Raw genomic sequence first — 23,911 nt, 5'->3', positions numbered from 1 at the left:
TATCAACGCGCGACAAAAGCGAAAGCGAGTGCACACATCATGAAGCTGAACGAACTCAACGACAACCAGGGCGCCCGTCATCGCCGCATCCGTGTCGGCCGTGGTATCGGTTCCGGCAAGGGCAAGACCGGCGGCCGCGGCGTCAAGGGTCAGAAGAGCCGCGAAGGCGTTTCGATCAACGGCTTCGAGGGCGGTCAGATGCCGCTCCACATGCGTCTGCCGAAGCGTGGCTTCAACAACATCTTCGCCAAGGATTATGCCGAAGTGAATCTGGGCGCGATCCAGAAGGCCGTCGACGCCGGCAAGCTGACCGCGACCGACATCGACCACACCGCGCTGAAGGCCGCTGGCCTGGCCCGTGGCGGTAAGGACGGCGTCCGCATCCTCGCCAAGGGCGAACTGACCGCGAAGCTGAACTTCACCGTTGCCGGCGTGTCGGGTTCGGCCCGTGAGGCCATCGAGAAGGCTGGCGGCACCGTCACCGTGATCGAGGTCGTGCCGGCCGCCGAGAAGCACAAGGCGAAGCACCGCACCGCGCAGGCCGCCGCCAAGGCCGCCAAGCAGGGCTGACGAAAGGCGAAGGCGGGGCCGCTGGCTCCGCCTTCCTTCGTGCTGGGCTTGCCCAAAGGCCGTTCTTTCTTCTTCGTCCACAGAAAAACGGCCCTTCGACAAGCTCAGGGCGATCGGGATTTCCGCGCCCGCTATTAGACAAGCCGCGCACAAGCCCTATATGCATCCCCGCAGGGCGGGGGAGCGCCCGTCACAACTCCGGGACGAAGATACGAAATGGCATCCGCAGCCGACCAGCTGGCCTCCAGCATCAACCTGGCGAAGTTCAGCCAGGCCACCGACCTCAAGAAGCGCCTGTGGTTCACCCTCGGCGCGCTGATCGTGTTCCGGATGCTGAGCTATGTGCCGCTGCCCGGCATCGATCCCACCCAGCTCGGCCTGCTCGCGCAGCAGACCCAGGGCGGCGTGCTCGATTTCTTCAACAATTTCACGGGCGGCGCGCTGTCGCGCATGTCGATCGTGGCGATGGGCGTGATGCCCTATATCACCGCGTCGATCGTCGTGCAGCTTGCCAGCACGCTGTCGCCCCAGCTCGCCGCCATCAAGAAGGAAGGCGAGAGCGGCCGCAAGCGGCTGAACCAGTACACCCGCTACGGCACGGTTGCGCTGACGGCCGTGCAGGGCTTCTTCCTGGTGCAGGGGCTTGAAGCCGCCGGCGCCGCCAAGGGCCTGAGCCCGGTGGTCGAGCCCGGTATCGCCTTCACCGCCACCGCCGTGGTCAGCCTGATCGGCGGCACCATGTTCCTGATGTGGCTGGGCGAGCAGATCACCAGCCGCGGCATCGGCAACGGCATTTCGCTGATCATCATGGCCGGCATCGTCGCCCGCCTGCCGGTCACGCTGGTCCAGCTGTTCGAAAGCGGCCGTTCGGGCTCGATCGACCCGCTGCGCCTGATCCTGGTGATCGTCGGCGTCGCGCTGCTCGTGCTGTTCATCTGCTTCATGGAGCGTGCCCAGCGCCGCATCCTGATCCAGTATCCGAAGCGCCAGACCGCACGCGGCGTCCAGGCCGAGCGCAGCCATCTGCCGCTCAAGCTCAACACCGCCGGCGTGATCCCGCCGATCTTCGCCTCGTCGCTGCTGCTGCTGCCGCTGACGATCACCCAGTTCGCCGGCAAGGCCGCGTCGGGCGACAGCTGGTGGGGCGACCTGATCAGCAACCTGAACATCTGGCTGCGCCACGGCTCGCCGATCTACATGTCGCTCTATGCCGCCGGCATCATCTTCTTCTCCTTCTTCTACACCGCCGTGGTGTTCAATCCGGAAGAGACGGCGGACAATCTGAAGCGCTATGGCGGTTTCATCCCCGGCATCCGCCCGGGCAAGAACACCGAGCTCTATTTCGATTACGTCCTCGCCCGCATCACCGTGATCGGCGCGGCCTATCTGACGATCATCTGCCTGGTGCCGGAATGGGCCTTTTCGGCGATGAGCATCCCGTTCCTGATGGGCGGCACTAGCCTTCTGATCGTGGTCAACGTAACCATGGACACGGTGACGCAGATTCAGTCGCACTTGCTGGCGCATCAGTATGGCGACCTGATCAAGAAGGCGAAGCTCAAGGGCCGGATGCGCTGAGGCGCCGGCTGTTCTGGGGAGGTTTGCGTTGAATATCATCCTGTTGGGCCCGCCGGGCGCAGGCAAGGGCACCCAGGCAAAGCTGCTCGAAACCGGGCGCGGCATGGTGCAGCTTTCCACCGGCGACATGCTGCGCGCCGCGGTAAAGGCGGGCACGCCGACGGGCCTGAAGGCCAAGGCAGTGATGGAAGCCGGCGAGCTGGTGTCCGACGACATCGTCTCCGGCATCATCGGCGAGCGGCTCGACATGGCCGATACCGAGGCAGGCGCGATCTTCGACGGCTATCCGCGCACCGTGGCCCAGGCGGAATCGCTTGACGCCCTGCTCAGCGAACGCGGCCGCAAGCTCGATTATGTGATCGAGCTGGTCGTCGACGAAGAGGCGCTGGTCGAGCGCGTCGAGGGCCGCTTCACCTGCGCCAAGTGCGGCGAAGGCTATCACGACAAGTACAAGCAGCCCAAGGTGGCGGGCGTGTGCGACGTGTGCGGCTCCACCGAGTTCAAGCGCCGTCCCGACGACAATGCCGAAACGGTGCGCACCCGCATGGCCGAATACCGCGCCAAGACCGCGCCGATCCTGCCTTTCTACGAGGCAAAGGGACTGGTCCGCCGCGTCGACGGCATGGCCGATATCGACGAAGTCACCCGGCAGATCGCCGCAGTGCTCGACGGGCAGGGATAACGGCCAAGGATAACAGGAAGGGCGGGGGAGACCCCGCCCTTTTTGTTTGCGGGGATTTATTGGGCGCCCTCGGCTTACGCCCCGCCGCCGGGCGCATCAGGATTGGGGACCAGCGTCGGCTCGTCGAAGGTGGCGTTGATCGGGTCCGTCGGTTTGGGCACCGGATAAGGTCCGGAGTCGGCTTGCTGCCAAGAGCCCCTTGTCCGCTTACCGCCCCAGTTGCAGTCATTCATCTTTGCTCAGGCAACGCCGATAGCGGACCTCGCAATGGCCCGCTATCGTGTGTCTCGTGAAACCTATAGGCAGCACAGTGAACGAGCGTCGCCAAGGCGGGGGAAGAGACCATTTGGTTGCGGCAGCCAATGGCCGGCGAAGAGGGAAAATGAAGCGTTTCTGGATGGTTATCGCGGCTTTGCTTGTGCTGGCGCCGGGATTGGGTGCCGCGCAGCCTGAAAAGGCAGCGCTGAACGCCGCTTGCCGCGCACAGAAAATGCCTGTCGACGAGTCAGGTCTGGTCCAGATCGGCGGCATCCGCCAGTGGATCGTGATCGAGGGGCAGGATTGCAGCAATCCCGTGGTCCTGATTGTCCATGGCGGGCCAGGCAATCCCAACACGCCTTTCGCGCACAAGCTGTTCGGAGGCTGGACGCGGAATTTCACGGTCGTCCAGTGGGACCAGCGCGGGTCGGGCAAAACCTACGCCGCAAGCAAGCCCGCCAATAACGACGCCTTGACCATGGAACGGCTCACGCAGGACGGTATCGAGGTCGCCCGCTATGCGGCGCAGCGGCTGGGGAAGCGCAGGGTCATCGTGATGGGCGGATCCTGGGGCTCCGCATTGGCCGTCAACATGGTCATGGCAGCTCCGGACCTGTTCCACGCCTATGTCGGCACTGCGCAATTGGTCAATTATCAGGAGGACATGGCCTCGAGCTATGCGCACACCCTGAAGCTGGCGCAGGCCGCCGGCGATGCGGACGCGATCGGCAAGCTGGCGAGGATTGGGCCACCACCCTGGTTCGACCCGCACAATTTCGGGATCCTGAGGCGTATCACGCGCAAGTACGAAGCCATGCGCACCGATCCGGCACCCGACGACTGGTTCAAGTTCGCTCCTGAATATGACACGCAGGACTACCGGGCTGCCTATGAGGCCGGAGAAGATTATTCGTTCCTGAACTTTGTCGGGCTCTCCGGTGACGGAATGGGCCCAAAGATCGACCTGCGGAAATTGGGAACCCGCTTCGCCGTGCCGGTTTATCTCCTGCAGGGCGAGGAGGATCTGGTCACACCGCGGGAGATCAGCGAGGCCTACTTCAACAGCATCTCCGCTCCGGCGAAGGAATTTCTGCTCCTGCCGCGGACCGGGCATGACCCCAACGTGACGATGATCGACGCACAATTGCGGGTGCTGATGACTCGGGTCCGAGCTATCGCCTCGGCGGGGGAGACGCGTTGAAGAGAGGCGAAGCCCCACCATACATCTGCATAGAGGATTCACCGTTCGCAGCGCCGTGGAACCGCAATCCACCACCTTCAGACGCTCCACAAACCCTTGTCGATCTCGAAATGTTCTCTATATGTTTGCATCGCGTACCACAATGTGCCGCTCTTTGAACTTGTCCGATCAACACCCGTCTGCCCTCGCGCACATACGCGCGTGAGCCTAAACTTCCTAAACTTCGCATCCGCGCGCGGTCTCGTCGCGATCCCTGCCGAAACGCGTGCATGCCTGAACTTCCTAAACTTCAGGCGGTGGTCACGGTCTGACACGGCGCTTCTCCACCACCGCCAGCCATTCAGCCCGCGCCCCGCGTCACCACCCCACCGCCTTATCCGAAATGGGACGCATGTCGCCGCTGCCGGCGCAGCCATGCTTGGCGCGGCGGGAACCATGGTGTATGAATCCGGTTCTGGCTTTCTCCCTCCGCAGCGCTTGACTCAGCGCCTGCGGCGGCATATGTCGCCCATCTTCCGAGATAGTGAAACCCGGCGGCGCCGTTGTGCGCCCGTCGTGCCGCTGCATTTCGGAAGTCAACGCTACGAGATGGGGTGCTGCTGCCATGCGGCGCCCTGTGGAGCTGGGAGAACAAGGTTCATGGCACGTATTGCGGGTGTTAACATCCCGACCAACAAGCGCGTCGTTATCGCGCTGCAGTATATCCACGGCATTGGCGCGGCCAAGGCCAAGGAAATCACCGAGAAGCTGGGCATCTCGCCGGAGCGCCGCGTGCAGGACCTGAGCGATCAGGAAGTGCTGCAGATCCGCGAGACGATCGACGCCGGCTACACCGTGGAAGGTGATCTTCGTCGCGAAGTCGCGATGAACATCAAGCGCCTGATGGACCTGGCCTGCTATCGCGGCCTGCGTCACCGCAAGGGTCTGCCGGTCCGCGGCCAGCGCACGCACACCAATGCGCGCACCCGCAAGGGTAAGGCCAAGCCGATCGCAGGCAAGAAGAAGTAAGCCGCGCTTCCAGCGCGCTCTTCTTCCCCTGAGGCCCCGAGCCTCCAGGCATCAAGCTTCAAGGTCAGGAATTTCCAAATGGCACGTGAACCGCAGCGCATTCGCCGTCGCGAGCGCAAGAACATCACCGCCGGCGTCGCCCATGTGAACGCCAGCTTCAACAACACCATGATCACGATCACCGACGCGCAGGGCAATGCGATCAGCTGGTCGTCGGCTGGCATGATGGGCTTCAAGGGCTCGCGCAAGTCGACCCCGTACGCCGCCCAGGTCGCCGCCGAAGACGCCGGCCGCAAGGCTGCCGAGCACGGCGTGCGCACGCTCGAAGTGGAAGTGAAGGGTCCGGGTTCGGGCCGCGAGTCGGCGCTTCGCGCGCTGCAGGCGGTCGGCTTCCAGATCACTTCGATCCGCGACGTGACGCCGATCCCGCATAACGGCGTGCGTCCGTCGAAGCGCCGTCGCGTCTGATACGTCCTGCTGGTGCCGCAGGCCCTGAGGCGGGTCTGCGGTCCTGCAGTAGTTACCTGGCGGGGGAAGCCTCACCCCTGCCCAACATGAGGAAAGCCCGTGTCGGTCAACGCTAAGAACTGGCAGGAACTCAAGAAGCCCAACGGCCTCGAGAAGAAGCCCGGTGGCGATCCCAAGCGCAAGTCGACCTTTGTCGCGGAACCGCTGGAGCGGGGCTTCGGCCTGACGCTGGGCAACGCGCTGCGTCGCGTGCTGCTGTCGTCGCTCCAGGGCGCGGCAGTCACCTCGATCAAGATCGAGAACGTTCTGCACGAATTCTCGTCGCTCGCCGGCGTGCGTGAGGACGTGACGGACATCGTCCTCAACGTGAAGCAGATCGCGCTGAAGATGCAGGGCGAAGGCCCGAAGCGTCTGCAGCTTTCGGCAACCGGCCCGGCGGAAGTCAAGGCTGGCGACATCGCGGTTTCGGGCGACATCGAAGTGATGAACCCGGATCTGGTGATCTGCCATCTCGACGATGGCGCGACGCTGAACATGGAACTGACCGCCGATGTGGGCAAGGGCTATGTCCCCGCCACGTCGAACCGTCCGGCCGATGCACCGATCGGCCTGATCCCGGTTGATGCGCTGTTCAGCCCGGTTCGTCAGGTGTCGTACAAGGTCGAGAACACCCGCGTCGGCCAGGAACTCGATTACGACAAGCTGACGCTGACGATCGAGACCGACGGCACCGTGGCTCCCGAGGACGCGCTCGCTTATGCCGCGCGCATCCTGCAGGACCAGCTGGCGCTGTTCGTCCATTTCGACGATTCGTCGGTGACGCGCGCTGCGCCGGTCGGCATGGCGCCGGCGGCGGCTCCGGCGGAAGGTGGCGCGGGCGATACCGCGCAGATCAACCGCTATCTGCTCAAGAAGGTCGACGAGCTCGAACTGTCGGTGCGTTCGGCCAACTGCCTCAAGAACGACAACATCATCTATATCGGCGATCTGGTCCAGAAGACCGAAGCCGAGATGCTGCGCACGCCGAACTTTGGCCGCAAGTCGCTCAACGAGATCAAGGAAGTCCTCTCCAGCATGGGCCTGCGCCTGGGCATGGAAATCCCGGGCTGGCCGCCCGAGAATATCGAGGAAATGGCCAAGAAGCTCGAGCAGGAGATCATGGGCTGAGCCTCGCGTCCGGGATTAGCGTCGCTAATCCCGGGTGGATCGCGAGGCCCGGCCGGCGGGGCCACAGGCTCCGACCGACGACGCGGCTTTGCCGCGGCGGCCAGTCCGGGAAGTCTGGCACAAGCCTAAACTTCCTAAACTTCGGCCTCGGAAGTTGGGTTTACGCCTGAACTTCCTAAACTTCGGGTTTTGGGCGGTGGCCCGTTTCGCACCGCCTGGCTTGGGGTTCCGTAAGACGGCCCCCTGACGAACGAAGGGAAGAATATCATGCGTCATCGTTATGGCGGTCGTAAGCTGCAGCGTACCTCGGCCCATCGCGCCGCGCTGTTCCGCAACATGTCGGCCGCGCTGATCAAGCACGAGCAGATCACCACCACCCTCGCCAAGGCGAAGGAACTGCGTCCGTACGTCGAAAAGCTGATCACCCTCGCCAAGAAGGGTGGCCTGTCGAACCGTCGTCTGGCGCATGCCCGTCTGCTCGACGACGCGCAGCTGGTGAAGCTGTTCGATGTGCTGGCCGCGCGCTATGCCGATCGCAACGGCGGCTACACCCGCATCATCAAGGCCGGCATCCGCGCCTCGGACGCCTCGCCGATGGCGATCATCGAGTTCGTCGACCGCGACGTTTCGGCCAAGGGCCAGGACTCGGGTCCGGTGATCTCGGACGAGGATTTCGACGAAGCCGCCTGATCGGCCCGATCGAACCCAAAATAGAATGGCGGTCGCATGCAGCGGCCGCCATTTTTGTCTGGGGGGCGGGAAGATGCCGTGCGCGCCGTTTACGCTTTGCCGCAACCGGGCCGTAAGCAGGTTTGTGCGATCCTGCACCATGGACCTTGAAAGGCGCCTGTCATGATCGCCGCCAATATCGGCTATTCGGGCCTGCAGGCCAGCGTGACGCGCCTGAACGCCAGCGCCCAGAACGTCGCCAACGCCAACACCACCGGCGAGACGCCCAAGGCAGTGGCCGCGGCAAATGCGGCGGGGCGGGTGGCGAACAGCGCTTATCAGCCGGTGATGGTCTATCAGGCGGCGGTGGCCGGGGGCGGGGTGAATGCGCGCCCGGTACCGGCGGTGCCCGGCGTCACCAACCGCTATGATCCCGATTCCCGCGATGCCGATGACGACGGCATGGTCGCCGCCCCGGATGTCGACTATGCCGCCGAGGATGCCGAGCAGCGCAAGGCATTGTCTGCCTACCGCGCCAACCTCGCGGTAATCCGCACCGCGAACCAGATGGAAGGCACGCTGGTCGACAGGCGCGCCTGATCCGGCGCCCCCGCGGCTGGGCCGCAGGGGCAGGGAAGGGGGCGTCAGGCCAGCTTCAGGCCGACATCGACATTGTTGCGGGTGGCGTTCGAATAGGGACAGACTTGGTGGGCAGCATCGACCAGATTCTGCGCTTCCGCACGCTCCATGCCCGGCAGGTCGACCAGCAGATCGGCGGTGATGCCGAAGCCACCTTCGGAACGCGGGCCGATGCCCACCGTCGCGGTGACCTTCACATCAGCCGGCACCTTGATCTTCATGCCGGCACCCACTGCCTTCAGCGCGCCGATGAAGCAGGCCGAATAGCCCGCGGCGAACAGCTGTTCAGGGTTGGTGCCATCGCCGCCGGCGCCGCCCAGTTCCTTCGGCGTCGACAGCTTCACCTCAAGCACGCCATCCGCCGAGCGGGCGCTGCCGTCGCGTCCGCCGCTTGCGGTTGCCTGGGTGGTGTACTTCACATCGACTGACATGCGGGTTCCTTTCGACAAAGAGTTTGCGATAATAATTATCGCGATAAATTACTAAATAGGAGGCCGTTCGGGCCTTGTCCAGCGGATTCTGTATCGCGATATAGGTTCTGTCCCGCCATGGTTGGCGGGCAGGAGTTTTGCCGATGCCAGCCCCGCTTCCGCTCGACGGTCAGCTCTGCTTCGCGCTCTACAGCGCGAGCATGGCGATCACGCGCATCTACAAGCCTATCCTCGATCGGCTGGGCATCACCTATCCGCAATATCTGGTGCTGCACGCGCTGTGGGAAGCCGATGGCCGCACCGTGGGCGCGATTGCCGAGCGGCTTTCGCTCGAATCGAGCACGATCACGCCGCTGGTGAAGCGGCTGGAAGCTGCCGGGCTGGTAGCGCGCAAACGCAACCCGGCGGACGAGCGGCAGGTGCAGGTGTTCCTGACCGACGCCGGCCGAGCGATCCGCGAAGAATGCGGTTGCCTGGGCGAGGCTGTTCTGGAGAAGACGGACCTTTCGTTGGAGCGCCTGGCCGTGCTCAACCGCGAGGCGCAGGCGCTCCGGGATTCGCTGGCGCGCGAGTGAGGGCGCTCACTCCACGGTAAAGGTCAGCCCCGCATGCGCTTCCAGCCTCACCTGCAGTGCGGCGGGCATCAGCGCCCCCGCCGTCCAGATGCCGCCTTCGCCTTGCACGTCGCGCAGCAGGCACATCGCGCTTTCGGCGATCATCTTGCTGGTCGAGCCATAGCCCGGGTCGCGGTCGCCTTTGACGCTGAGGCGGACCGACTGGCCATCGGCGGCCTCTGCAACAAACAGGAGGTCGTAATAGCCGTTGTCGCGCTCTTCCTTGCTGGGGCCTTCGCCGGGAGCCGGCCCCTTGTCGGCTGTCATCGGATTGAACTTGGCGATCGCTTCGGCTGCCGCCTTGCCGACTTCACCCAGGCCGGGGACGATGACCATCTCGTCATATTGGAAGTCGCGGCCATAGGGGAAGCCGGCCAGGAAGTTACTGCGATGGACATTCTTGGTGTTGATCACCGCCATCATGAACGGCGCGACCCAGGCATCGACCGCTGCATCGTGGTGCGGAAGCATCCCGTTCGGCTGGTGCGGGCCATCGAAGCCGGGCGCGAGCGCGAAGGGATCGACCATCAGCTTTAGGATCGAGGGATTGCGTGCGGCGGCGGCCATGGTTGCCTTGCCGCTGGCGAAGGTCCCTCCCGAGAAGGTTCCTTTCATCGCGCGGATGCGCCCCTTCACGCGCGGCGCAGGCTTGCCGAAGCGCTTGGCCGCTTCCTGCTGCACGGACCAGACGCCGAGGTCGAAGGGCACCGAGTCGAAACCGCACGAAAAGACGATCCGTGCCCCGCTGGCCTTGGCGGCGGCGTCATATTTGTCGATCATCTGGCGCATCCAGGCGGGCTCCCCGCACAGATCGACATAGGCGGTGCCGGTTTTTGCGCAGGCGGCAAGCAGCGCTTCGCCATAGAGTTGATAGGGGCCGACGGTGGTGATGACGACCGTAGCGCGCGCCACCAGCGCTTCCAGCGCAGCGGGATCATCGGCATTGGCGGTGAGCAGCGGGGTATCGGCGGGAGCTCCGATTTCGTCCCGCACCTGCTGCAGCTTGCTCAGCGAGCGGCCGGCCATTGCCCAGCGGACATCCGGATAGGTGACGGCGAGATATTCGGCGACCAGCCGACCGGTAAAACCGGTGGCACCATAAACGATCAGGTCGAACTCGGCCATTTTCCTCTCCTCTTGGATACCCGACATTCCAATCGTTGGTCGTATATCTGTACCAGCGGCATACCCATAACGCCGTTTATGGGCGGGTACCAGCTTCAACCTGGGCACTTGCCGCCCGCGGCCTTGCAGCTACATGGGGGGCTTCCCGTTCACCCCTGGAACACCGTACCCCATGCTTCGCCTTTCTGGACTGTCTCTCCCGCTCGATCATCCCGCCGATGCGCTGCCCGGCGCCATCGCGGCGCGGCTGGGGGTGAAGCTGGCGTCGGTGCGCAGCTTTACCGTATTCAAGCGGGGGAATGACGCGCGGCGGCGCAATGCGATCCAGCTCGTCTATACGGTCGATGTCGATCTGGACGGCGAAGCCGAGGTGCTGGCGCGGCTGGCCGGCGACAAGGATGTGCGCCGGACCCCTGACATGACCTATCGCCAGCCTTTCCAGGCGCCGGAGGGCTGGCAGGGGTTGCGGCCGGTGGTGATCGGGGCGGGGCCGTGCGGGCTGTTCGCCGGGCTAATCCTGGCGCAGATGGGTTTTCGCCCGATCATCCTCGACCGCGGCAAGATCGTGCGCGAGCGGACCAAGGACACCTGGGGCCTGTGGCGACGTTCCGAGTTGAACCCGGACTCGAACGTGCAGTTCGGCGAAGGCGGGGCGGGCACCTTTTCCGACGGCAAGCTCTATTGCCGGGTGAAGGATCCGCGCTTCCTCGGCCGTAAGGTGCTGGAGGAGTTCGTGAAGGCCGGTGCGCCCGACGACATATTGTGGCAGGCGCACCCGCATATCGGTACCTTCCGCCTCGTCACGATGGTCGAAAGCATGCGCCGCACCATCGAGGAACTGGGCGGCGAATATCGCTGGCAGACGCGTGTCGACGAGATCGAGCTGGACGCACAGCGCAACGTGCGCGGGCTGCACTTGCAAGATGGCAGTTTTCTGGAGGCGGACCATGTCGTGTTGGCAGTTGGGCACAGCGCGCGGCCGACCTTCGAGATGCTGCACCGGCGCGACGTGCATATCGAGGCAAAGCCCTTTTCAATCGGCGTGCGGATCGAGCATCCGCAAAGCTGGATCGATCAGGCGCGGTTCGGCAAATGCGCGAAGCACCCCGATCTCGGCGCCGCGGCCTATGCGCTGTCGCACCACTGCGCCAACGGTAGGACGGTCTACAGCTTCTGCATGTGCCCCGGCGGGCGGGTGGTTGCGGCGACCAGCGAGGAGGGGCGTGTCGTCACGAACGGCATGAGCCAATATTCGCGCGCCGAGTTCAATGCCAATTCGGGGCTGGTGGTCGCGATCGATCCGGCGCGCGATTATCCCGACGGGCCGCTGGACGGAATCGCGTTGCAGCGGCACTGGGAAGATGCGGCATTCATCGCAGGCGGTTCCAATTACAACGCGCCGGGGCAGCTTGTCGGCGATCTGCTCGCCGGCCGACCCTCGACTGCGCTGGGCGAGGTGGTCCCCAGCTACAAACCCGGCGTTACGATGACCGACCTGTCGGCGTGCCTGCCGGGCTTCGTGATCGAAGCCTTTCGCGAGGCGCTGCCGGTGTTCGGGCGCCAGATCGCCCGGTACGACCATCCCGACGCGGTGATGACGGGCGTGGAGACGCGTACCTCCTCGCCGATACGGATCACGCGCGGGGCCGATTTCCAGAGCCTCAACACCGGCCGGCTGTTCCCGGCGGGTGAGGGGGCGGGCTATGCCGGTGGCATCCTTTCGGCCGCTATCGACGGGATCAAGGTTGCCGAGGCGGTCGCGAAGAGCCTGGCGGGTTCGGCTTGAACCTCGCCATCTCGGCGAAAGCCGGGATCTCCGCCCACGGGCCAAACGCTTGCAGAGAGGCCCCAGCTTTCGCTGGGGCGATGGCTCTTGTTCGTTACGCCGCCTCGTGGAACTGCAGGGCGGCGAGCCGGGCGTAGAGCCCACCCCTGGCGACCAGTTCGGCGTGGGTGCCGGTCTCGACGATGCGGCCTTCGTCCATCACGATGATCCGCCCTGCCGCGCGGACGGTGGCGAGGCGGTGGGCGATGACCAGCGTGGTGCGCCCCTGCATCAGATGTTCCAGCGCGTCCTGCACCAGCCGCTCGCTTTCGGCGTCCAGCGCGCTCGTTGCTTCGTCGAGCAACAGGATCGGGGCGTCGCGGAGCAGCGCGCGGGCGATCGCGATCCGCTGGCGCTGGCCACCGGAGAGGCGCGCTCCGCCTTCCCCCAGGAAGGTATCGAGCCCTTGCGGCAGCTCGCGCAGGAAATCGGCGGCATTGGCGGCCTCGGCGGCCGCCCAGATCGCCTCATCGCTGGCATCCCAGGCGCCGTAGCGCAGATTGTCGCGAGCGCTGGCGGCGAAGATCACGGTCTCCTGCGGCACCATCGCCATGCGGGCGCGAATGTCGGCGGGGTCGGCTTTGGGGAGCGCTACGCCGTCGATGCGGATTTCGCCCGCTTCGGGATCGTAGAAGCGCTGGAGCAGCTGGAACAGGGTCGACTTGCCGGCGCCCGAAGGGCCGACGACCGCCACTGTTTCGCCCGGCGCCACGAACAGCGAGAAGTCCTGGAGTGCCGACACTTCCGGCCGGGTGGGATAGCGGAAGGTCACGCAATCGAACGCAATCGCCCCCTCGGCCGGGCTGGGAAGAGCGACCGGGTTGGCGGGCGCCCCGATATCGGGCTGTTGCATCAGCAGCTCGGCCAGGCGGGCGGCCGCGCCCGATGCGCGGAGCAGGTCGCCATAAACTTCGGTGAGTGCCCCGAACGAGCCGGTAACGAGACCGGCTGTGATAACGAAGGCCGTAATCGCGCCGCCGGTAATCTGGCCCGTCGCGACGCCGGAAACGGCATCCCACATGATGAGCGTGATCGCGGTGAACAACAGGCCGATCACCAGCGCTGTCATGATCGCGCGCAAGGCGATCCGCTGCTTCGCGGCCGCGAAGCTGCGGGTCACTGCATCCTGAAAGCGTTGCCCCTCGCGCCTTTCCTGTCCGAATGCCTGGACAATGCGCATCGCGCCCAGCGTTTCGGAGGCGATGGCGCCAATGTCGGCGATCCGGTCCTGGCTCGAGCGCGAGAGCTGGCGCACCCGGCCGCCCAGCCACACGATCGGCAGCACGGTGAGCGGAATGCCGACCACCAGAAAGGCGGCGATCTTCGGCGCCAGCGCGAACAGATAGATCACGCCGCCAAACCCGGTCAGGAAGTTGCGTAGCGCGATCGAAACCGTCGACCCCACCACCTGTTCGACAATCGCCGTATCCGAAGTAAGCCGCGAGGCGATTTCCGATGGGCGGTTTTCCTCAAACCATTTCGGCGGCAGGCGCAGCAAATTGCGGTGCACCGCCACGCGGAGATCGGCGATCGTCTTTTCCGAAACCCAGGACACGAAATAGAACCGCACCGCTGTTGCCAGCGACAGCACCAGGATCACGGCCAGCAGGCCCTGGAAATAGACGCCGATCTTGCTGGTGTCGGCCCCGGCGGCAAAGCCATTGTCGACGATCTGCTTGAACGTGCGCGGTATCCACAGCGTCGCGGCGGACGAGGTCAGCAATGCCAGCGTCGCAATGGCGATCTGCAGCGGATAACGGCGGGTGAAGCCCCAGATCAGAAGGAGGCTGCTCAGCTTGCGCGGCGCGGGCGCCTGCGGGGTCGGTTCGGCCATGGCAGGAGCGAGTAGCGCGGTTCGGCGCGGAGGGAAACACCCTCCGGAGACTCCCAATTAAGGAAGCGTACAACGTTGCGGTGCACAACGGCGGGGTCTATATGAGACATAACAAAACCCCGCTGTTGGGATGGGGCTGCGGGGAAGGATCGCGATGCTGTACGACGCCTATGAAATCCAGCGTTCGGTGCTTGCGGGCGCCAGTGCGCTTGCCAATTTTAGCGCCGGGTTGCTGAACAATCCGGCCAATCCCTTTGCCTATTTCGGTGGCGGCCCGGTGCTTGCCTCGGCGCTGGAAGTGTTCGCGCACGCATCGGCGCCGCGCGGCAAGCCCGAATTTGCGCTCGATCATACGGTGATCGATGGCCACACGGTCGACGTCCATGAAGAAATTGTGCTGCGCAAGCCGTTCGGCCAGCTCAAGCGCTTCGTGCGTGCGGGCGTGGAGGGCGGTCCGAAACTGCTGATCGTTGCGCCAATGTCGGGCCATTATGCCACGCTGCTGCGCGGCACGGTGGAGCGGATGCTGCCGGTGGCTGATGTGTACATCACCGACTGGCGCGACGCCAAGCTGGTGCCGACGTCGGAAGGCCGTTTCGACCTCGACGATTATATCGATTATGTGATCGAATTCCTCGCCCATATCGGTGCCGACGGCGATCCGCGGCCGCACATGCTCGCGGTGTGCCAGCCGTCGGTGCCCTGCTATGCTGCGGCAGCGGTGATGAGCGCGGACAAGCATCCCAACCGCCCGCGCACGCTGACCATGATGGGCGGCCCGATCGACACGCGCGAGGCGCCCACCGCCGTCAACACGCTGGCTACCGAGCGCCCGTTCAGCTGGTTCGAGCAGAATGTCATCGCGACGGTGCCGCTCACTTATCCGGGCGCCGGCCGCCGCGTGTATCCGGGCTTTCTGCAGCTGGCCGGGTTCATGACGATGAACTTGGGCAATCACCTGATTTCACACTGGGAAATGTTCAAGCACCTCGTTCAGGGCGATGACGAGGGTGCTGAAGCGACCATGAAGTTCTACGAGGAATATCGTTCGGTCTGCGACATGACCGCCGAATTCTATCTCCAGACGATCGACGTGGTGTTCCAGTCGCACGCCCTGCCCAAGGGCGAGATGCGCCATCGCGGTCGCCCGGTCGACGTGGGCGCCATCACCGATATCGGCATTCTAGCGATCGAAGGCGAGCGCGACGATATTTCCGGCATCGGCCAGACCAAGGCAGCGTTAACCATCGCACGCAATCTGCCCGAGGCCTATAAGCAGTATCACCTCGCCGCCGGTGTCGGCCATTACGGCATCTTCAACGGCTCAAAATGGCGTAACCGCATCGCTCCGGTGCTGGTCGAGTGGATGGAAGCCCACAAGGGTTGATCCTGTAGGCGCCTGTTTTGCTTCCCGCTGGCTGAGCGGGAAGCGAACAGGCAGTCCATCCGCGATCCCGCGAAAAAACGCTGCGAGATCAATCGAACTTGGTCACCAGCCAGTTCCAAGCCAGCACGGCAAGCAGTCCCCAGATCGCTACGATGATCAGGATACCGCCCCAGCTCACCGGTCGCTGGGTGGCGCGCTCCGCCGCGATGCGATGTTCTGCAAACTGCTCCGGGGGGACCAGCCGCTCGAACAGCCAGATCCCCAACGGAATCAGGATCGCGTCGTCCACCAGGCCCAGTACGGGGATGAAGTCGGGTATCAGGTCGATCGGCGACAGCGCATAGGCGGCAACCAACAGCCCCACGGCGCGCGCCGGCCAAGGCGTTCGCGGATCGCGGATAGCCAGCCATACGGCATGCGCCTCGGTGCGGACGCGGTGAGCAAGCGATGGTCCCATGGCGCCTGCTTCGCGCGCCCGGCGCCGCGGGTCAATTGCCCGAGGACGCGGATTCTGCAGTGGTTTGCACTTGCGCGTGGCTGCCCGTCTCGTCGGATCGTATGGTGCCGCCTAACAGCATCTTCACGCGACCTGCGATGGACAAATCGCTTTCCCAGAATTCAGCATCGTCGATGTCGAAACGCAGCAGGGCGAGGTTCGGATCGCTTTTGCCGTCGGTAAACCAGGCCTCAGCCTGCTTGTTCCAAAGCTTGTCGATCATGGCGAAGTCGTTGTCGATGCGGACTGTACCCGCCAGGCAGGCGAAGAAATCATGCTCCTTGGCGACGAACTGCGCCATCGCCTTCCCGCCGGCGGCCATCCGGTTGTCCTTGCCGATGAAGAAGTACAGCGTGTCGACCTGATCCTTGTCCAGCTGCGCGGTCAGCGGCTCACTGTGCTGGCCATCCTGCAACCCGACCATCAGGAACGGACTGCCGCTTAGCTTGTCCCAGAAATGCTGTTTCAGTTCGGCAGTGTCGGCCATGCTGGGTCTCCCGGAGTTTCTTGTTCCGGGTAACGTGCAGGGCCGGTCCGGCGTTCCCCCGTGACCGTCAGCTGGCGCGGGGGTCCGGACCGTAGCGATTGGGCCCGATCACCGGACTCCAGTATAGCGCGACCAAGAGGATGAGCGCGCAGCCTTCGCCGATCAGTGCCAGCGCCGGCAGGCCGGGAAATACGCCCAGCGCGGCCTTCACCTGTTCGATCTGCCCGGCAATGGCGAGCGCTGCAATCAGCAGCCCCGGCCAGCCGGACAAGCCCAGATCGTGGAAACGGCGGAAGATCAAACCGATCATCGGCAGCATCAGCACCAGCATCAGGCTCTGCTCCACCGCCACGCGACGCCAGAAGGTCGTTACCCCCAGCGCGGTGGGCGGATGGAAGAGGTGGATGAGCAGGAACAGCAGCCCTTCGGCGATCACGATCAGGATCAGCGCGCTGGTCAATTCGCTCCGCGTCGCGCGTCCGTGCAACACGAAAGTCCTGGCGATGGCCCGGAGCCCGGTCCGCAGCGAAACGCCATCGCGATAAGTGGCAGCCGTCATCGAAGGGAGGGTGCCGCGCCCGGCCCCCCTCGGTCAACCCCTTAGAGGACTTCGAACAGCCCGGCCGCGCCCATGCCGCCGCCGATGCACATCGTCACGACGACATATTTCGCCCCGCGCCGCTTGCCCTCGATAAGCGCGTGGCCGGTCATCCGCGCGCCCGACATGCCATAGGGATGGCCAATCGAGATCGCGCCGCCGTTCACGTTGAGCAGTTCATTCGGAATGCCGAGCTTGTCGCGGCAATAGAGCACCTGCACCGCGAAGGCTTCGTTCAGCTCCCACAGGCCGATATCGTCCATCTTCAGGTTGAAGCGTTCGAGCAGTTGGGGGATGGCATAGATCGGGCCGATGCCCATTTCGTCGGGCTTGGTGCCCGCTACCGCCATGCCGACATAGCGGCCGAGCGGCGTGAGGCCACGCTTCTCGGCGACCTTCTCCTCCATCAGCACCGCAGCGGAGGAGCCGTCCGAAAGCTGGCTGGCATTACCCGCAGTGACGGTGCCGTTCGGCACTACCGGCTGTAGCGCCTGCAGGCCTTCCAGCGTCGTCTCGGGGCGGTTGCCCTCGTCCTTGGCAAGCGTGATTTGCTTCTGCGAGACTTCCTTGGTCTCCTTGTTCACGACATTCATCGTCGCCGTGACGGGCACGATTTCCTGATCGAACTTGCCTGCGGCCTGCGCGGCGGCGGTGCGCTGCTGCGACTGGAGCGCATAGGCGTCGCAGACATCGCGGCCGATGCCATAGCGCGCGGCGACCACTTCGGCGGTCTGGAGCATCGGCATATAGGTGTCGTTGTGCATCGCGATCAGCTCGCGATCGGGTTCGACGCGCATCGCCGGAGTCTGCACGATGCTGATCGATTCGACGCCACCGCCCAGCGCGATGTCCATGTTGTCGACGACGATCTGCTTGGCGGCCGTAGCAATCGCCATCAGGCCCGAGGCGCACTGGCGGTCGATCGACATGCCCGGCACTTCGACGGGCAACCCGGCGCGGAGCAGCGCGAGACGGGCGATGTTGGGCGCCTGGCTGCCCTGCTGGAGCGCGGCGCCGAACACCACGTCGTCGACCTGGCCGGGTTCGATTCCGGCACGCTCGATCGCGGCCTTGATCGCATGGCTGCCGAGGGTCGGCGCCGGCGTGGCGTTGAACGCACCGCGATAGGCGCGGCCGATGCCCGTACGGGCGGTGGAAACGATGACTGCGGAGCGCATTTCCTGTCCTTTCTTCTTCGCTCCCCTCCCGCAAGCGGGAGGGGAATTCATGTGTAAACCAGCCCGATCCACTCGGCGATCAGCGCGGGCTTCTCCTCACCCTCGATCTCGAGGACATATTCCTGCACCTGTTCCCAGACGCCGGGATGGCGCTCGAAAAACTTCAGCAGCGTGAACCGACCGCGGACGCGCTTGCCGGAGCGCACCGGCGTCAGGAAACGAACTTTGTTGCCGCCATAGTTCACGCCCATCCGCGCGCCCTCGACGACCGGGGTATCGGTGCGGGCGGCCAGCATCGGCATCAGGGACAGCGACAGGAAGCCGTGCGCGATCGTGCCGCCGAAGGGCGTTTCCGCGGCGCGCACCGGATCGACATGAATGAACTGGTGATCGTCCGTCGCCTGCGCGAACTGATCGATCATCGCCTGAGTCACTTCGACCCAACCGGACACGCGCTCTGTGCCGGTCATCCCGGCCATCTGCTGCGGTGTCACGGTTGCTGCCAAGGCTATCCTCTCGCGTAATTATCTTTCATAGGCAGCCATCATCTAGTGAGGCGAAGGGGTTTCCCGCAAGCCTTGACCGACCGGAAATTGGAAAATGTCGACTGACGTAACGTCCTCCTACCGCGAATTGCTGGCAAAACTGCACCGAGCTGCCGAACCCGATGTTCTAAAACCGCTGTTGGAGCGCGCGCGACTCAGCCCTGAGTCGCGCGAGCGGGTGATGGATCATGCCCTGGCGTTGCTGGCGGATCTGCGTGCGGCGCAAAATCGCGGCTGGGTGAACCAGTTTCTGCAGGAATATCGGCTGAACTCGTCCGAGGGCGTGGCGCTGCTCAGCCTGGCCGAGGCGTTCCTGCGCGTCCCCGACCCGGAAACCGCCGACCTGCTGATCGCCGACAAGATCGGCGATGCCGACTGGAAGGCGCATTCGGGCAAGTCGAACTCGATGCTGGTCAATTCGGCAACCTGGGGCCTGATGCTGGGCCGCGCGCTGGTGGGGGACGAAAAGACCGGCGTGCTGCGCCGCCTGATCTCTCGGGCCGGTGAGCCCTTCGTGCGCCAGGCGGTGGGCGCCGCGATGAAGATGATGGGCGAGGTCTTCGTGATGGGCCGCACCATCGACGAAGCGATGAAGCGGATGAAGAAGCCCGAGAACAAGGGCTTCACCGCCAGCTTCGACATGCTGGGCGAGGCCGCGCGGACCCAGGCCGATGCCGAACGCTATTTCCAGGCCTATTTCGAGGCGATCCGGGCAGTGGGGCGCGATCCCAAGGCGGGGCATTCGATTTCGGTGAAGCTCTCGGCCCTTCACCCGCGGTATGAAGTGGCGCAATATGATCGCTGCGTGCCGGAGCTGACCGACATGCTGGCGCAGCTCGCCTCTGAATCGGCGGCGCAGGGCATTCCGCTGACTGTCGACGCCGAAGAGAGCGAGCGGCTGGAGATGAGCCTCGACATCATCGGATCGGTCGCGCGCCGGCCGGAGCTGCGCGGCTGGACCGGCTTCGGCATGGCAGTGCAGGCCTATGGCAAACGCGCCCGTGCTGTCATTGGCTGGGCAGACGATCTGGGGCGGCCGATGCATGTGCGGCTGGTCAAGGGCGCCTATTGGGACAGCGAAATCAAGCGCACCCAGGTAGAGGGGCTGTCCGACTATCCGCTGTTCACTCGCAAGGCCGCGACCGACGTGTCGTACCTCGCCTGCGCCCGCGACATGCTGGCGGCGAAGAACATCGTCCCGGCCTTCGCCAGCCATAATGCGCTGACGGTGGCGACGATCCTCGACTGGGCGGGCGATTCGCGCGACTTCGAGTTCCAGCGCCTGCACGGCATGGGGGAGGGCCTGTACGAGCGGCTGGTCAACGAGGAAGGCTATCACTGCCGCATTTATGCGCCCGTCGGCGGGCACCGCGACCTGCTGGCGTATCTCGTCCGCCGCCTGCTGGAGAATGGCGCGAACTCCAGCTTCGTGCATCAGTTGGCCGACGAGCATCTGAGCGAGGAAGAACTGCTCGCCGATCCGGTGGAGAAGATCGCGGCGGTGGGCGGTACGCGGCATCCGAGCATTCCGCTGCCGGTGGAGCTGTTCGGCGCGTGGAAGAATTCCGGCGGGATCGATCTCGCCGAGCGGACGGTGTTGGCGGAGACGGCGGTGGCGATCGCTGCCCGGCCCGTCCCGAACGTTCCCCTCCCGCTCGCGGGAGGGGCTAGGGGAGGGGCTGACGTGGCGAGAGCGGACGCGGCTGCAGCCATCCCCTCCCCCGACCCCTCCCGCAAGCGGAAGGGGGGCTCAGACGGGGAGGTAAGGTCCGCCATCGACCGCGCCTCGGCCGCCTTCCCGGCATGGTCCGCCACCCCCGTGGCCACCCGCGCCGCGATCCTCGAGCGCCTCGCCGACTTGCTGGAGGAGAACCGCATCGAACTGATGGCGCTCGCGGTGAAGGAAGCTTTCAAGACCATCCCCGACGCGCTCGGCGAGGTCCGCGAAGCCGCCGATTTCTGCCGTTATTATGCGATGCAGGCGCGCACGGGCCTGGCACCCATCGCGCTGCCCGGGCCGACGGGCGAGCGCAACGAGCTGCGCATGGAAGGGCGCGGCGTGTGGGTGTCGATCGCGCCGTGGAACTTCCCGCTGGCGATCTTCCTCGGCCAGACCGTCGCGGCTTTGGTGGCGGGCAACGCCGTGGTCGCCAAGCCCGCGCCGCAGACGCCGGAAATCGCCCGCGCCGCCGTGCGGCTCGCGGTTCAGGCGGGTGTGCCGGCGGATGTGCTGCAGCTGGTGACCGGCGGGCCGGAAGTGGGCGCGGCGCTCACGGCCGACCCGCGCATCGCCGGCGTTGCCTTCACCGGCTCGACGCCCACCGCGAAGAAAATCGCGGCCGCGCTGCTGGAAGGCGAGGACCGCCCGCTCGTCCCGCTGATTGCGGAAACAGGCGGCATCAACGCGATGATCGTCGATTCGACCGCGCTCCCCGAACAGGTGGTGGCGGACGTGCTCACCTCGTCCTTCCGCTCGGCCGGCCAGCGCTGCTCGGCGCTGCGCCTGCTGCTGCTGCAGGAGGAGATCGCCGAGGGCGTGATCGAGATGCTGCGCGGCGCGATGGACCTGCTGGTGCTGGGCGATCCCGGCGATCCGCGCACCGATGTCGGCCCGGTGATCGATCAGGCTGCCTATGACAAGCTGATGGCCTATCGCGAGAGCATGAAGGGCCAGTGGGTGAAGACCGTGCCGGCGCCTGCCACCGGCCTGTTCGTGCCGCCGACGATGATCCGACTCGATCGGCCGGAAGACCTGACGCGCGAATGGTTCGGCCCGATTCTGCATGTCGCCACCTGGAAGGCCGGCACGCTTGCCGAAACGGTGGCATGGGTGAACGCCAAGGGCTTCGGCCTCACCATGGGGCTGCACAGCCGCATCGCCCGCTCGGCTGAACTGGTCGAGGCGGAGGCGCGGGTCGGCAACCTGTACATCAACCGATCGATGATCGGTGCGGTGGTGGGCTCGCAGCCGTTCGGCGGCGAGGGGCTGTCGGGCACAGGGCCGAAGGCGGGCGGGCCGCATTATCTCCACCGCTTCTGCGCAGAGCGGGCGGTGTCGGTTGATACCACCAGCGCCGGCGGCAACGCGACGCTGCTCAGCCTGGATGAAGGCGGTATTTGAGGCGGTAGGGGAGCGCCGGCGGCTGCCGCGCTCCCTGTCCCCGCGATCGCTTGGCAATCGCGCGCCCGCGCGCCTACATCGGCGGCAATGAACGAACCCAATTCCCCCGACCGTTTCAACGAGGAAAAGGCGACCTATGCGGTGCGCGGCGCCGACGCTCCCGATCTGGAGGCGGGGGTCGCGGCGATCCGTAACGTGTTGCAAACGCTGCCCGCCCGGCCCGGCGTATACCGGATGCAGGATGCGCGGGGCGACGTGCTCTATGTTGGCAAGGCGCGGGCGCTGAAGAACCGGGTGACAAACTATACCCAGGTTCAGCGGCTGTCGAAGCGGCTGCAGCGGATGGTGGCGCAGACGCGGTCGATGATGATCGTCACCACCAACAACGAGGCAGAAGCGCTGCTGCTCGAAGCGCAGCTGATCAAGCGCTACCGCCCGCCGTACAACGTGCTGTTGCGCGATGACAAATCTTTCCCGTTCATCCTGTTGCGGCGCGACCATGACTATGCCCGCATCCAGCTCCATCGCGGCGCGCGGCGGTTCAAGGGCGATTATTTCGGACCGTTCGCGGGCGCGGGGCAGGTGCGCCAGACGCTCAATGCCTTGCAGAAGCTTTTCCTGCTTCGGAGCTGCACCGACGGCTTCTTCGCCAGCCGCGACCGGCCGTGCCTGCTCTACCAGATCCGCCGCTGCTCGGCGCCCTGCGTGGGGCGGATTGAACCCGAGGCCTATGCCGAACTGGTCGATGATGCGCGCGACTTCCTGCAGGGCAAGTCGACCCAGGTACAGGCCAAGCTGGGCGAGCAGATGCAGACAGCGGCGGAGGCGCTCGACTTTGAGCTGGCGGCGATCCTGCGCGATCGGCTGAAGGCCTTGACCTTCATTCAGGGCAGTCAGGCGATCAACGCCGAGGGCGTGGGCGATGCCGATATCTTCGCGCTCGCCTGCAAGTCGGGCGTCATCGGGATCGAGGCATTCTTCATTCGCGGCGGCCAGAACTGGGGGCATCGCAGCTTTTTCCCGACGCACACGCAGGAGGTGCCCGAGGACGAAGTGCTCGCCGCCTTCCTGATGCAGTTTTATGAGGACGTGCCGCCGGCAAAGAATGTCTTCGTCGACCGCGACCTGCCCGAGGCCGAGCTGCTGGCCGAAGCGATGGGCGAACGCGCCGGGCATAAGGTGGCGCTGTCGGTGCCCCAACGCGGCACCAGGCGGCGCCTGCTCGACCAGGCAAAGCGCAATGCCGAGGAGGCGCTCGACCGGCGGCTGGCGGAAAGCACGACACAGGCCAAGCTGCTCCGCGAGATGGCCGATCTGTTCGACCTGCCCGAGCCACCGAACCGGATCGAGGTGTACGACAACAGCCATATCCAGGGCACCAACGCAGTTGGCGCGATGGTCGTCGCCGGGCCGGATGGGTTCCGCAAGAGTCAGTATCGCAAGTTCAACATCAAGCGGCCCGAAACGATCGCCGGCGACGATTATGGCATGATGCGCGAGGTGCTGACCCGCCGCTTCGCCCGCGCGCAGGACGAAGACCCTGATCGGACGCAGGGCGACTGGCCGGATCTGGTGCTGCTCGACGGCGGGCGCGGCCAGCTCAATGCGGCGAAGGCGGTGCTGGAGGAATTGGGGATCGAGGATGTCTGCATGGTTGGTGTCGCCAAGGGGCCGCACCATGGCAGGGATGGCCGGGAAGTCTTCCACCTGATGGACGGGACCGAGCGGATGCTGCCGGTTAATTCGCCCTTGCTCTTCTATCTCCAGCGGCTGCGCGACGAGGTCCACCGCTTCGTGATCGGCGCGCACCGCGAGAAGCGCGCCAAGGCGATCGGCGCGAGCCCGCTGGACGAAGTACCCGGCATCGGCCCGGCCCGGAAGAAGGCGCTGCTGATGCATTTCGGCACGGCCCGGGCGGTACGCAACGCCAGCCTGGAAGACCTGCAGCGTGCGCCCGGCGTATCGGCGGCGGTGGCGCAGCAGGTCTATGATTTTTATCATGCTAGCTGACTGGCGCGGGGACGCGAAAC

23 protein-coding genes are annotated in these 23,911 nt (G+C 65.1%); 14 read left to right on the top strand and 9 right to left on the bottom strand.

Annotation, left to right across the window (positions count from 1 at the left end; genetic code table 11):
- The first annotated feature begins 39 nt into the window (after positions 1-39).
- From rplO to ACT53M_RS17280, 3 genes are all read left to right on the top strand, one after another.
- Positions 40-570, top strand: a complete 531-nt coding sequence (gene rplO / locus ACT53M_RS17290; RefSeq protein ID WP_476234978.1) for a 50S ribosomal protein L15 — start codon at positions 40-42, stop codon at positions 568-570.
- A 216-nt stretch (positions 571-786) separates the two neighbouring features.
- The gene (secY, locus tag ACT53M_RS17285; RefSeq protein WP_476234977.1) at positions 787-2,148 is read left to right on the top strand and encodes a preprotein translocase subunit SecY; all 1,362 of its coding nucleotides are present in this window, start codon (positions 787-789) and stop codon (positions 2,146-2,148) included.
- Between the two features lie 28 nt (positions 2,149-2,176).
- Positions 2,177-2,830: an adenylate kinase gene (locus tag ACT53M_RS17280; RefSeq protein WP_476234976.1), complete on the top strand. Its 654-nt coding sequence runs from the start codon at positions 2,177-2,179 to the stop codon at positions 2,828-2,830.
- Between the two features lie 74 nt (positions 2,831-2,904).
- Here the strand turns inward: ACT53M_RS17280 and ACT53M_RS17275 are convergent, their stop codons facing one another.
- Entirely contained in the window at positions 2,905-3,063 is a 159-nt protein-coding gene (locus ACT53M_RS17275; RefSeq protein WP_476234975.1) for a hypothetical protein, read from the bottom strand.
- A 149-nt stretch (positions 3,064-3,212) separates the two neighbouring features.
- On the opposite strand from ACT53M_RS17275, the gene ACT53M_RS17270 reads away from it, so the two are divergent.
- The 6 genes from ACT53M_RS17270 to ACT53M_RS17245 all read left to right on the top strand — a co-directional run bounded on the left by ACT53M_RS17270 (position 3,213) and on the right by ACT53M_RS17245 (position 8,201).
- The gene (locus tag ACT53M_RS17270) at positions 3,213-4,289 is read left to right on the top strand and encodes an alpha/beta fold hydrolase (protein ID WP_476234974.1); all 1,077 of its coding nucleotides are present in this window, start codon (positions 3,213-3,215) and stop codon (positions 4,287-4,289) included.
- A gap of 639 nt (positions 4,290-4,928) precedes the next feature.
- A complete protein-coding gene (rpsM, locus tag ACT53M_RS17265) occupies positions 4,929-5,297 on the top strand; it encodes a 30S ribosomal protein S13 (RefSeq protein WP_476227034.1) in 369 nt (122 codons plus the stop codon).
- Between the two features lie 78 nt (positions 5,298-5,375).
- Positions 5,376-5,765: a 30S ribosomal protein S11 gene (gene rpsK, locus ACT53M_RS17260; RefSeq protein ID WP_010545745.1), complete on the top strand. Its 390-nt coding sequence runs from the start codon at positions 5,376-5,378 to the stop codon at positions 5,763-5,765.
- 99 nt (positions 5,766-5,864) lie between these two features.
- Complete coding sequence (locus ACT53M_RS17255) at positions 5,865-6,932, top strand: DNA-directed RNA polymerase subunit alpha (protein ID WP_476227035.1); 1,068 nt, start codon at positions 5,865-5,867, stop codon at positions 6,930-6,932.
- A gap of 267 nt (positions 6,933-7,199) precedes the next feature.
- Entirely contained in the window at positions 7,200-7,622 is a 423-nt protein-coding gene (gene rplQ, locus ACT53M_RS17250; RefSeq protein ID WP_476227036.1) for a 50S ribosomal protein L17, read from the top strand.
- A gap of 162 nt (positions 7,623-7,784) precedes the next feature.
- Positions 7,785-8,201 carry a flagellar basal body rod protein FlgC gene (locus ACT53M_RS17245; protein WP_476234973.1) on the top strand — a complete coding sequence of 139 codons (417 nt, stop codon included), beginning with the start codon at positions 7,785-7,787 and terminating at the stop codon, positions 8,199-8,201.
- A 44-nt stretch (positions 8,202-8,245) separates the two neighbouring features.
- Here the strand turns inward: ACT53M_RS17245 and ACT53M_RS17240 are convergent, their stop codons facing one another.
- Complete coding sequence (locus tag ACT53M_RS17240) at positions 8,246-8,671, bottom strand: organic hydroperoxide resistance protein (RefSeq protein ID WP_476234972.1); 426 nt, start codon at positions 8,669-8,671, stop codon at positions 8,246-8,248.
- Positions 8,672-8,814: 143 nt separating this feature from the next.
- Between ACT53M_RS17240 and ACT53M_RS17235 the strand changes: the two genes are divergently transcribed.
- Positions 8,815-9,246, top strand: a complete 432-nt coding sequence (locus tag ACT53M_RS17235) for a MarR family winged helix-turn-helix transcriptional regulator (RefSeq protein ID WP_476234970.1) — start codon at positions 8,815-8,817, stop codon at positions 9,244-9,246.
- Positions 9,247-9,252: 6 nt separating this feature from the next.
- Here ACT53M_RS17235 and ACT53M_RS17230 read toward each other — a convergent pair whose 3' ends face one another.
- Positions 9,253-10,410, bottom strand: a complete 1,158-nt coding sequence (locus ACT53M_RS17230; RefSeq protein WP_476234968.1) for a saccharopine dehydrogenase family protein — start codon at positions 10,408-10,410, stop codon at positions 9,253-9,255.
- A 172-nt stretch (positions 10,411-10,582) separates the two neighbouring features.
- Here ACT53M_RS17230 and ACT53M_RS17225 point away from each other — a divergent pair, with 172 nt between their 5' ends.
- Entirely contained in the window at positions 10,583-12,196 is a 1,614-nt protein-coding gene (locus ACT53M_RS17225) for an NAD(P)/FAD-dependent oxidoreductase (protein ID WP_476234966.1), read from the top strand.
- A 94-nt stretch (positions 12,197-12,290) separates the two neighbouring features.
- Here ACT53M_RS17225 and ACT53M_RS17220 read toward each other — a convergent pair whose 3' ends face one another.
- Positions 12,291-14,069 (bottom strand): ABC transporter transmembrane domain-containing protein, encoded by a 1,779-nt coding sequence (locus ACT53M_RS17220; RefSeq protein ID WP_476234964.1) that lies wholly within the window; start codon positions 14,067-14,069, stop codon positions 12,291-12,293.
- A gap of 154 nt (positions 14,070-14,223) precedes the next feature.
- On the opposite strand from ACT53M_RS17220, the gene ACT53M_RS17215 reads away from it, so the two are divergent.
- Positions 14,224-15,456 carry a polyhydroxyalkanoate depolymerase gene (locus tag ACT53M_RS17215; RefSeq protein ID WP_476234963.1) on the top strand — a complete coding sequence of 411 codons (1,233 nt, stop codon included), beginning with the start codon at positions 14,224-14,226 and terminating at the stop codon, positions 15,454-15,456.
- Between the two features lie 88 nt (positions 15,457-15,544).
- On the opposite strand, the gene ACT53M_RS17210 is transcribed toward ACT53M_RS17215, so the two are convergent.
- The 5 genes from ACT53M_RS17210 to ACT53M_RS17190 all read right to left on the bottom strand — a co-directional run bounded on the left by ACT53M_RS17210 (position 15,545) and on the right by ACT53M_RS17190 (position 18,694).
- Positions 15,545-15,913, bottom strand: coding sequence for a YkvA family protein (locus tag ACT53M_RS17210; RefSeq protein ID WP_476227043.1), 369 nt, complete (start codon positions 15,911-15,913; stop codon positions 15,545-15,547).
- A 31-nt stretch (positions 15,914-15,944) separates the two neighbouring features.
- Complete coding sequence (locus tag ACT53M_RS17205; RefSeq protein WP_476234962.1) at positions 15,945-16,439, bottom strand: pyridoxamine 5'-phosphate oxidase family protein; 495 nt, start codon at positions 16,437-16,439, stop codon at positions 15,945-15,947.
- A gap of 67 nt (positions 16,440-16,506) precedes the next feature.
- The gene (locus ACT53M_RS17200) at positions 16,507-16,998 is read right to left on the bottom strand and encodes a DUF805 domain-containing protein (protein ID WP_476234961.1); all 492 of its coding nucleotides are present in this window, start codon (positions 16,996-16,998) and stop codon (positions 16,507-16,509) included.
- Positions 16,999-17,039: 41 nt separating this feature from the next.
- On the bottom strand, positions 17,040-18,215 hold the full coding sequence (locus ACT53M_RS17195) for an acetyl-CoA C-acyltransferase (RefSeq protein ID WP_476234960.1): 1,176 nt from the start codon (positions 18,213-18,215) through the stop codon (positions 17,040-17,042).
- A gap of 47 nt (positions 18,216-18,262) precedes the next feature.
- The gene (locus ACT53M_RS17190) at positions 18,263-18,694 is read right to left on the bottom strand and encodes a MaoC family dehydratase (protein WP_476235038.1); all 432 of its coding nucleotides are present in this window, start codon (positions 18,692-18,694) and stop codon (positions 18,263-18,265) included.
- 121 nt (positions 18,695-18,815) lie between these two features.
- On the opposite strand from ACT53M_RS17190, the gene putA reads away from it, so the two are divergent.
- Both putA and uvrC read left to right on the top strand, forming a co-directional pair.
- On the top strand, positions 18,816-21,881 hold the full coding sequence (gene putA / locus ACT53M_RS17185) for a bifunctional proline dehydrogenase/L-glutamate gamma-semialdehyde dehydrogenase PutA (protein WP_476234959.1): 3,066 nt from the start codon (positions 18,816-18,818) through the stop codon (positions 21,879-21,881).
- A gap of 87 nt (positions 21,882-21,968) precedes the next feature.
- Positions 21,969-23,891 (top strand): excinuclease ABC subunit UvrC, encoded by a 1,923-nt coding sequence (gene uvrC, locus ACT53M_RS17180; RefSeq protein ID WP_476234957.1) that lies wholly within the window; start codon positions 21,969-21,971, stop codon positions 23,889-23,891.
- Positions 23,892-23,911 lie beyond the last annotated feature (20 nt).

Source organism: Sphingomonas sp. DMC6, assembly GCF_056314225.1.
Note: the sequence above shows the minus strand (reverse complement) of the source record. Positions and strands in the feature narration are given on the sequence as shown.

Coding starts and splice junctions, on each gene's coding strand:
- rpsM (WP_476227034.1), top strand. CDS start 4,929: ATGGCACGTATTGCGGGTGTTAACATCCCGACCAACAAGCGCGTCGTT.
- ACT53M_RS17190 (WP_476235038.1), bottom strand. CDS start 18,694: ATGGCCGGGATGACCGGCACAGAGCGCGTGTCCGGTTGGGTCGAAGTG.
- rplO (WP_476234978.1), top strand. CDS start 40: ATGAAGCTGAACGAACTCAACGACAACCAGGGCGCCCGTCATCGCCGC.
- ACT53M_RS17215 (WP_476234963.1), top strand. CDS start 14,224: ATGCTGTACGACGCCTATGAAATCCAGCGTTCGGTGCTTGCGGGCGCC.
- ACT53M_RS17270 (WP_476234974.1), top strand. CDS start 3,213: ATGAAGCGTTTCTGGATGGTTATCGCGGCTTTGCTTGTGCTGGCGCCG.
- uvrC (WP_476234957.1), top strand. CDS start 21,969: ATGAACGAACCCAATTCCCCCGACCGTTTCAACGAGGAAAAGGCGACC.
- ACT53M_RS17195 (WP_476234960.1), bottom strand. CDS start 18,215: ATGCGCTCCGCAGTCATCGTTTCCACCGCCCGTACGGGCATCGGCCGC.
- ACT53M_RS17210 (WP_476227043.1), bottom strand. CDS start 15,913: ATGGGACCATCGCTTGCTCACCGCGTCCGCACCGAGGCGCATGCCGTA.
- ACT53M_RS17200 (WP_476234961.1), bottom strand. CDS start 16,998: ATGACGGCTGCCACTTATCGCGATGGCGTTTCGCTGCGGACCGGGCTC.
- rpsK (WP_010545745.1), top strand. CDS start 5,376: ATGGCACGTGAACCGCAGCGCATTCGCCGTCGCGAGCGCAAGAACATC.
- putA (WP_476234959.1), top strand. CDS start 18,816: ATGTCGACTGACGTAACGTCCTCCTACCGCGAATTGCTGGCAAAACTG.
- ACT53M_RS17245 (WP_476234973.1), top strand. CDS start 7,785: ATGATCGCCGCCAATATCGGCTATTCGGGCCTGCAGGCCAGCGTGACG.
- ACT53M_RS17230 (WP_476234968.1), bottom strand. CDS start 10,410: ATGGCCGAGTTCGACCTGATCGTTTATGGTGCCACCGGTTTTACCGGT.
- ACT53M_RS17275 (WP_476234975.1), bottom strand. CDS start 3,063: ATGAATGACTGCAACTGGGGCGGTAAGCGGACAAGGGGCTCTTGGCAG.
- secY (WP_476234977.1), top strand. CDS start 787: ATGGCATCCGCAGCCGACCAGCTGGCCTCCAGCATCAACCTGGCGAAG.
- rplQ (WP_476227036.1), top strand. CDS start 7,200: ATGCGTCATCGTTATGGCGGTCGTAAGCTGCAGCGTACCTCGGCCCAT.
- ACT53M_RS17225 (WP_476234966.1), top strand. CDS start 10,583: ATGCTTCGCCTTTCTGGACTGTCTCTCCCGCTCGATCATCCCGCCGAT.
- ACT53M_RS17240 (WP_476234972.1), bottom strand. CDS start 8,671: ATGTCAGTCGATGTGAAGTACACCACCCAGGCAACCGCAAGCGGCGGA.
- ACT53M_RS17220 (WP_476234964.1), bottom strand. CDS start 14,069: ATGGCCGAACCGACCCCGCAGGCGCCCGCGCCGCGCAAGCTGAGCAGC.
- ACT53M_RS17205 (WP_476234962.1), bottom strand. CDS start 16,439: ATGGCCGACACTGCCGAACTGAAACAGCATTTCTGGGACAAGCTAAGC.
- ACT53M_RS17235 (WP_476234970.1), top strand. CDS start 8,815: ATGCCAGCCCCGCTTCCGCTCGACGGTCAGCTCTGCTTCGCGCTCTAC.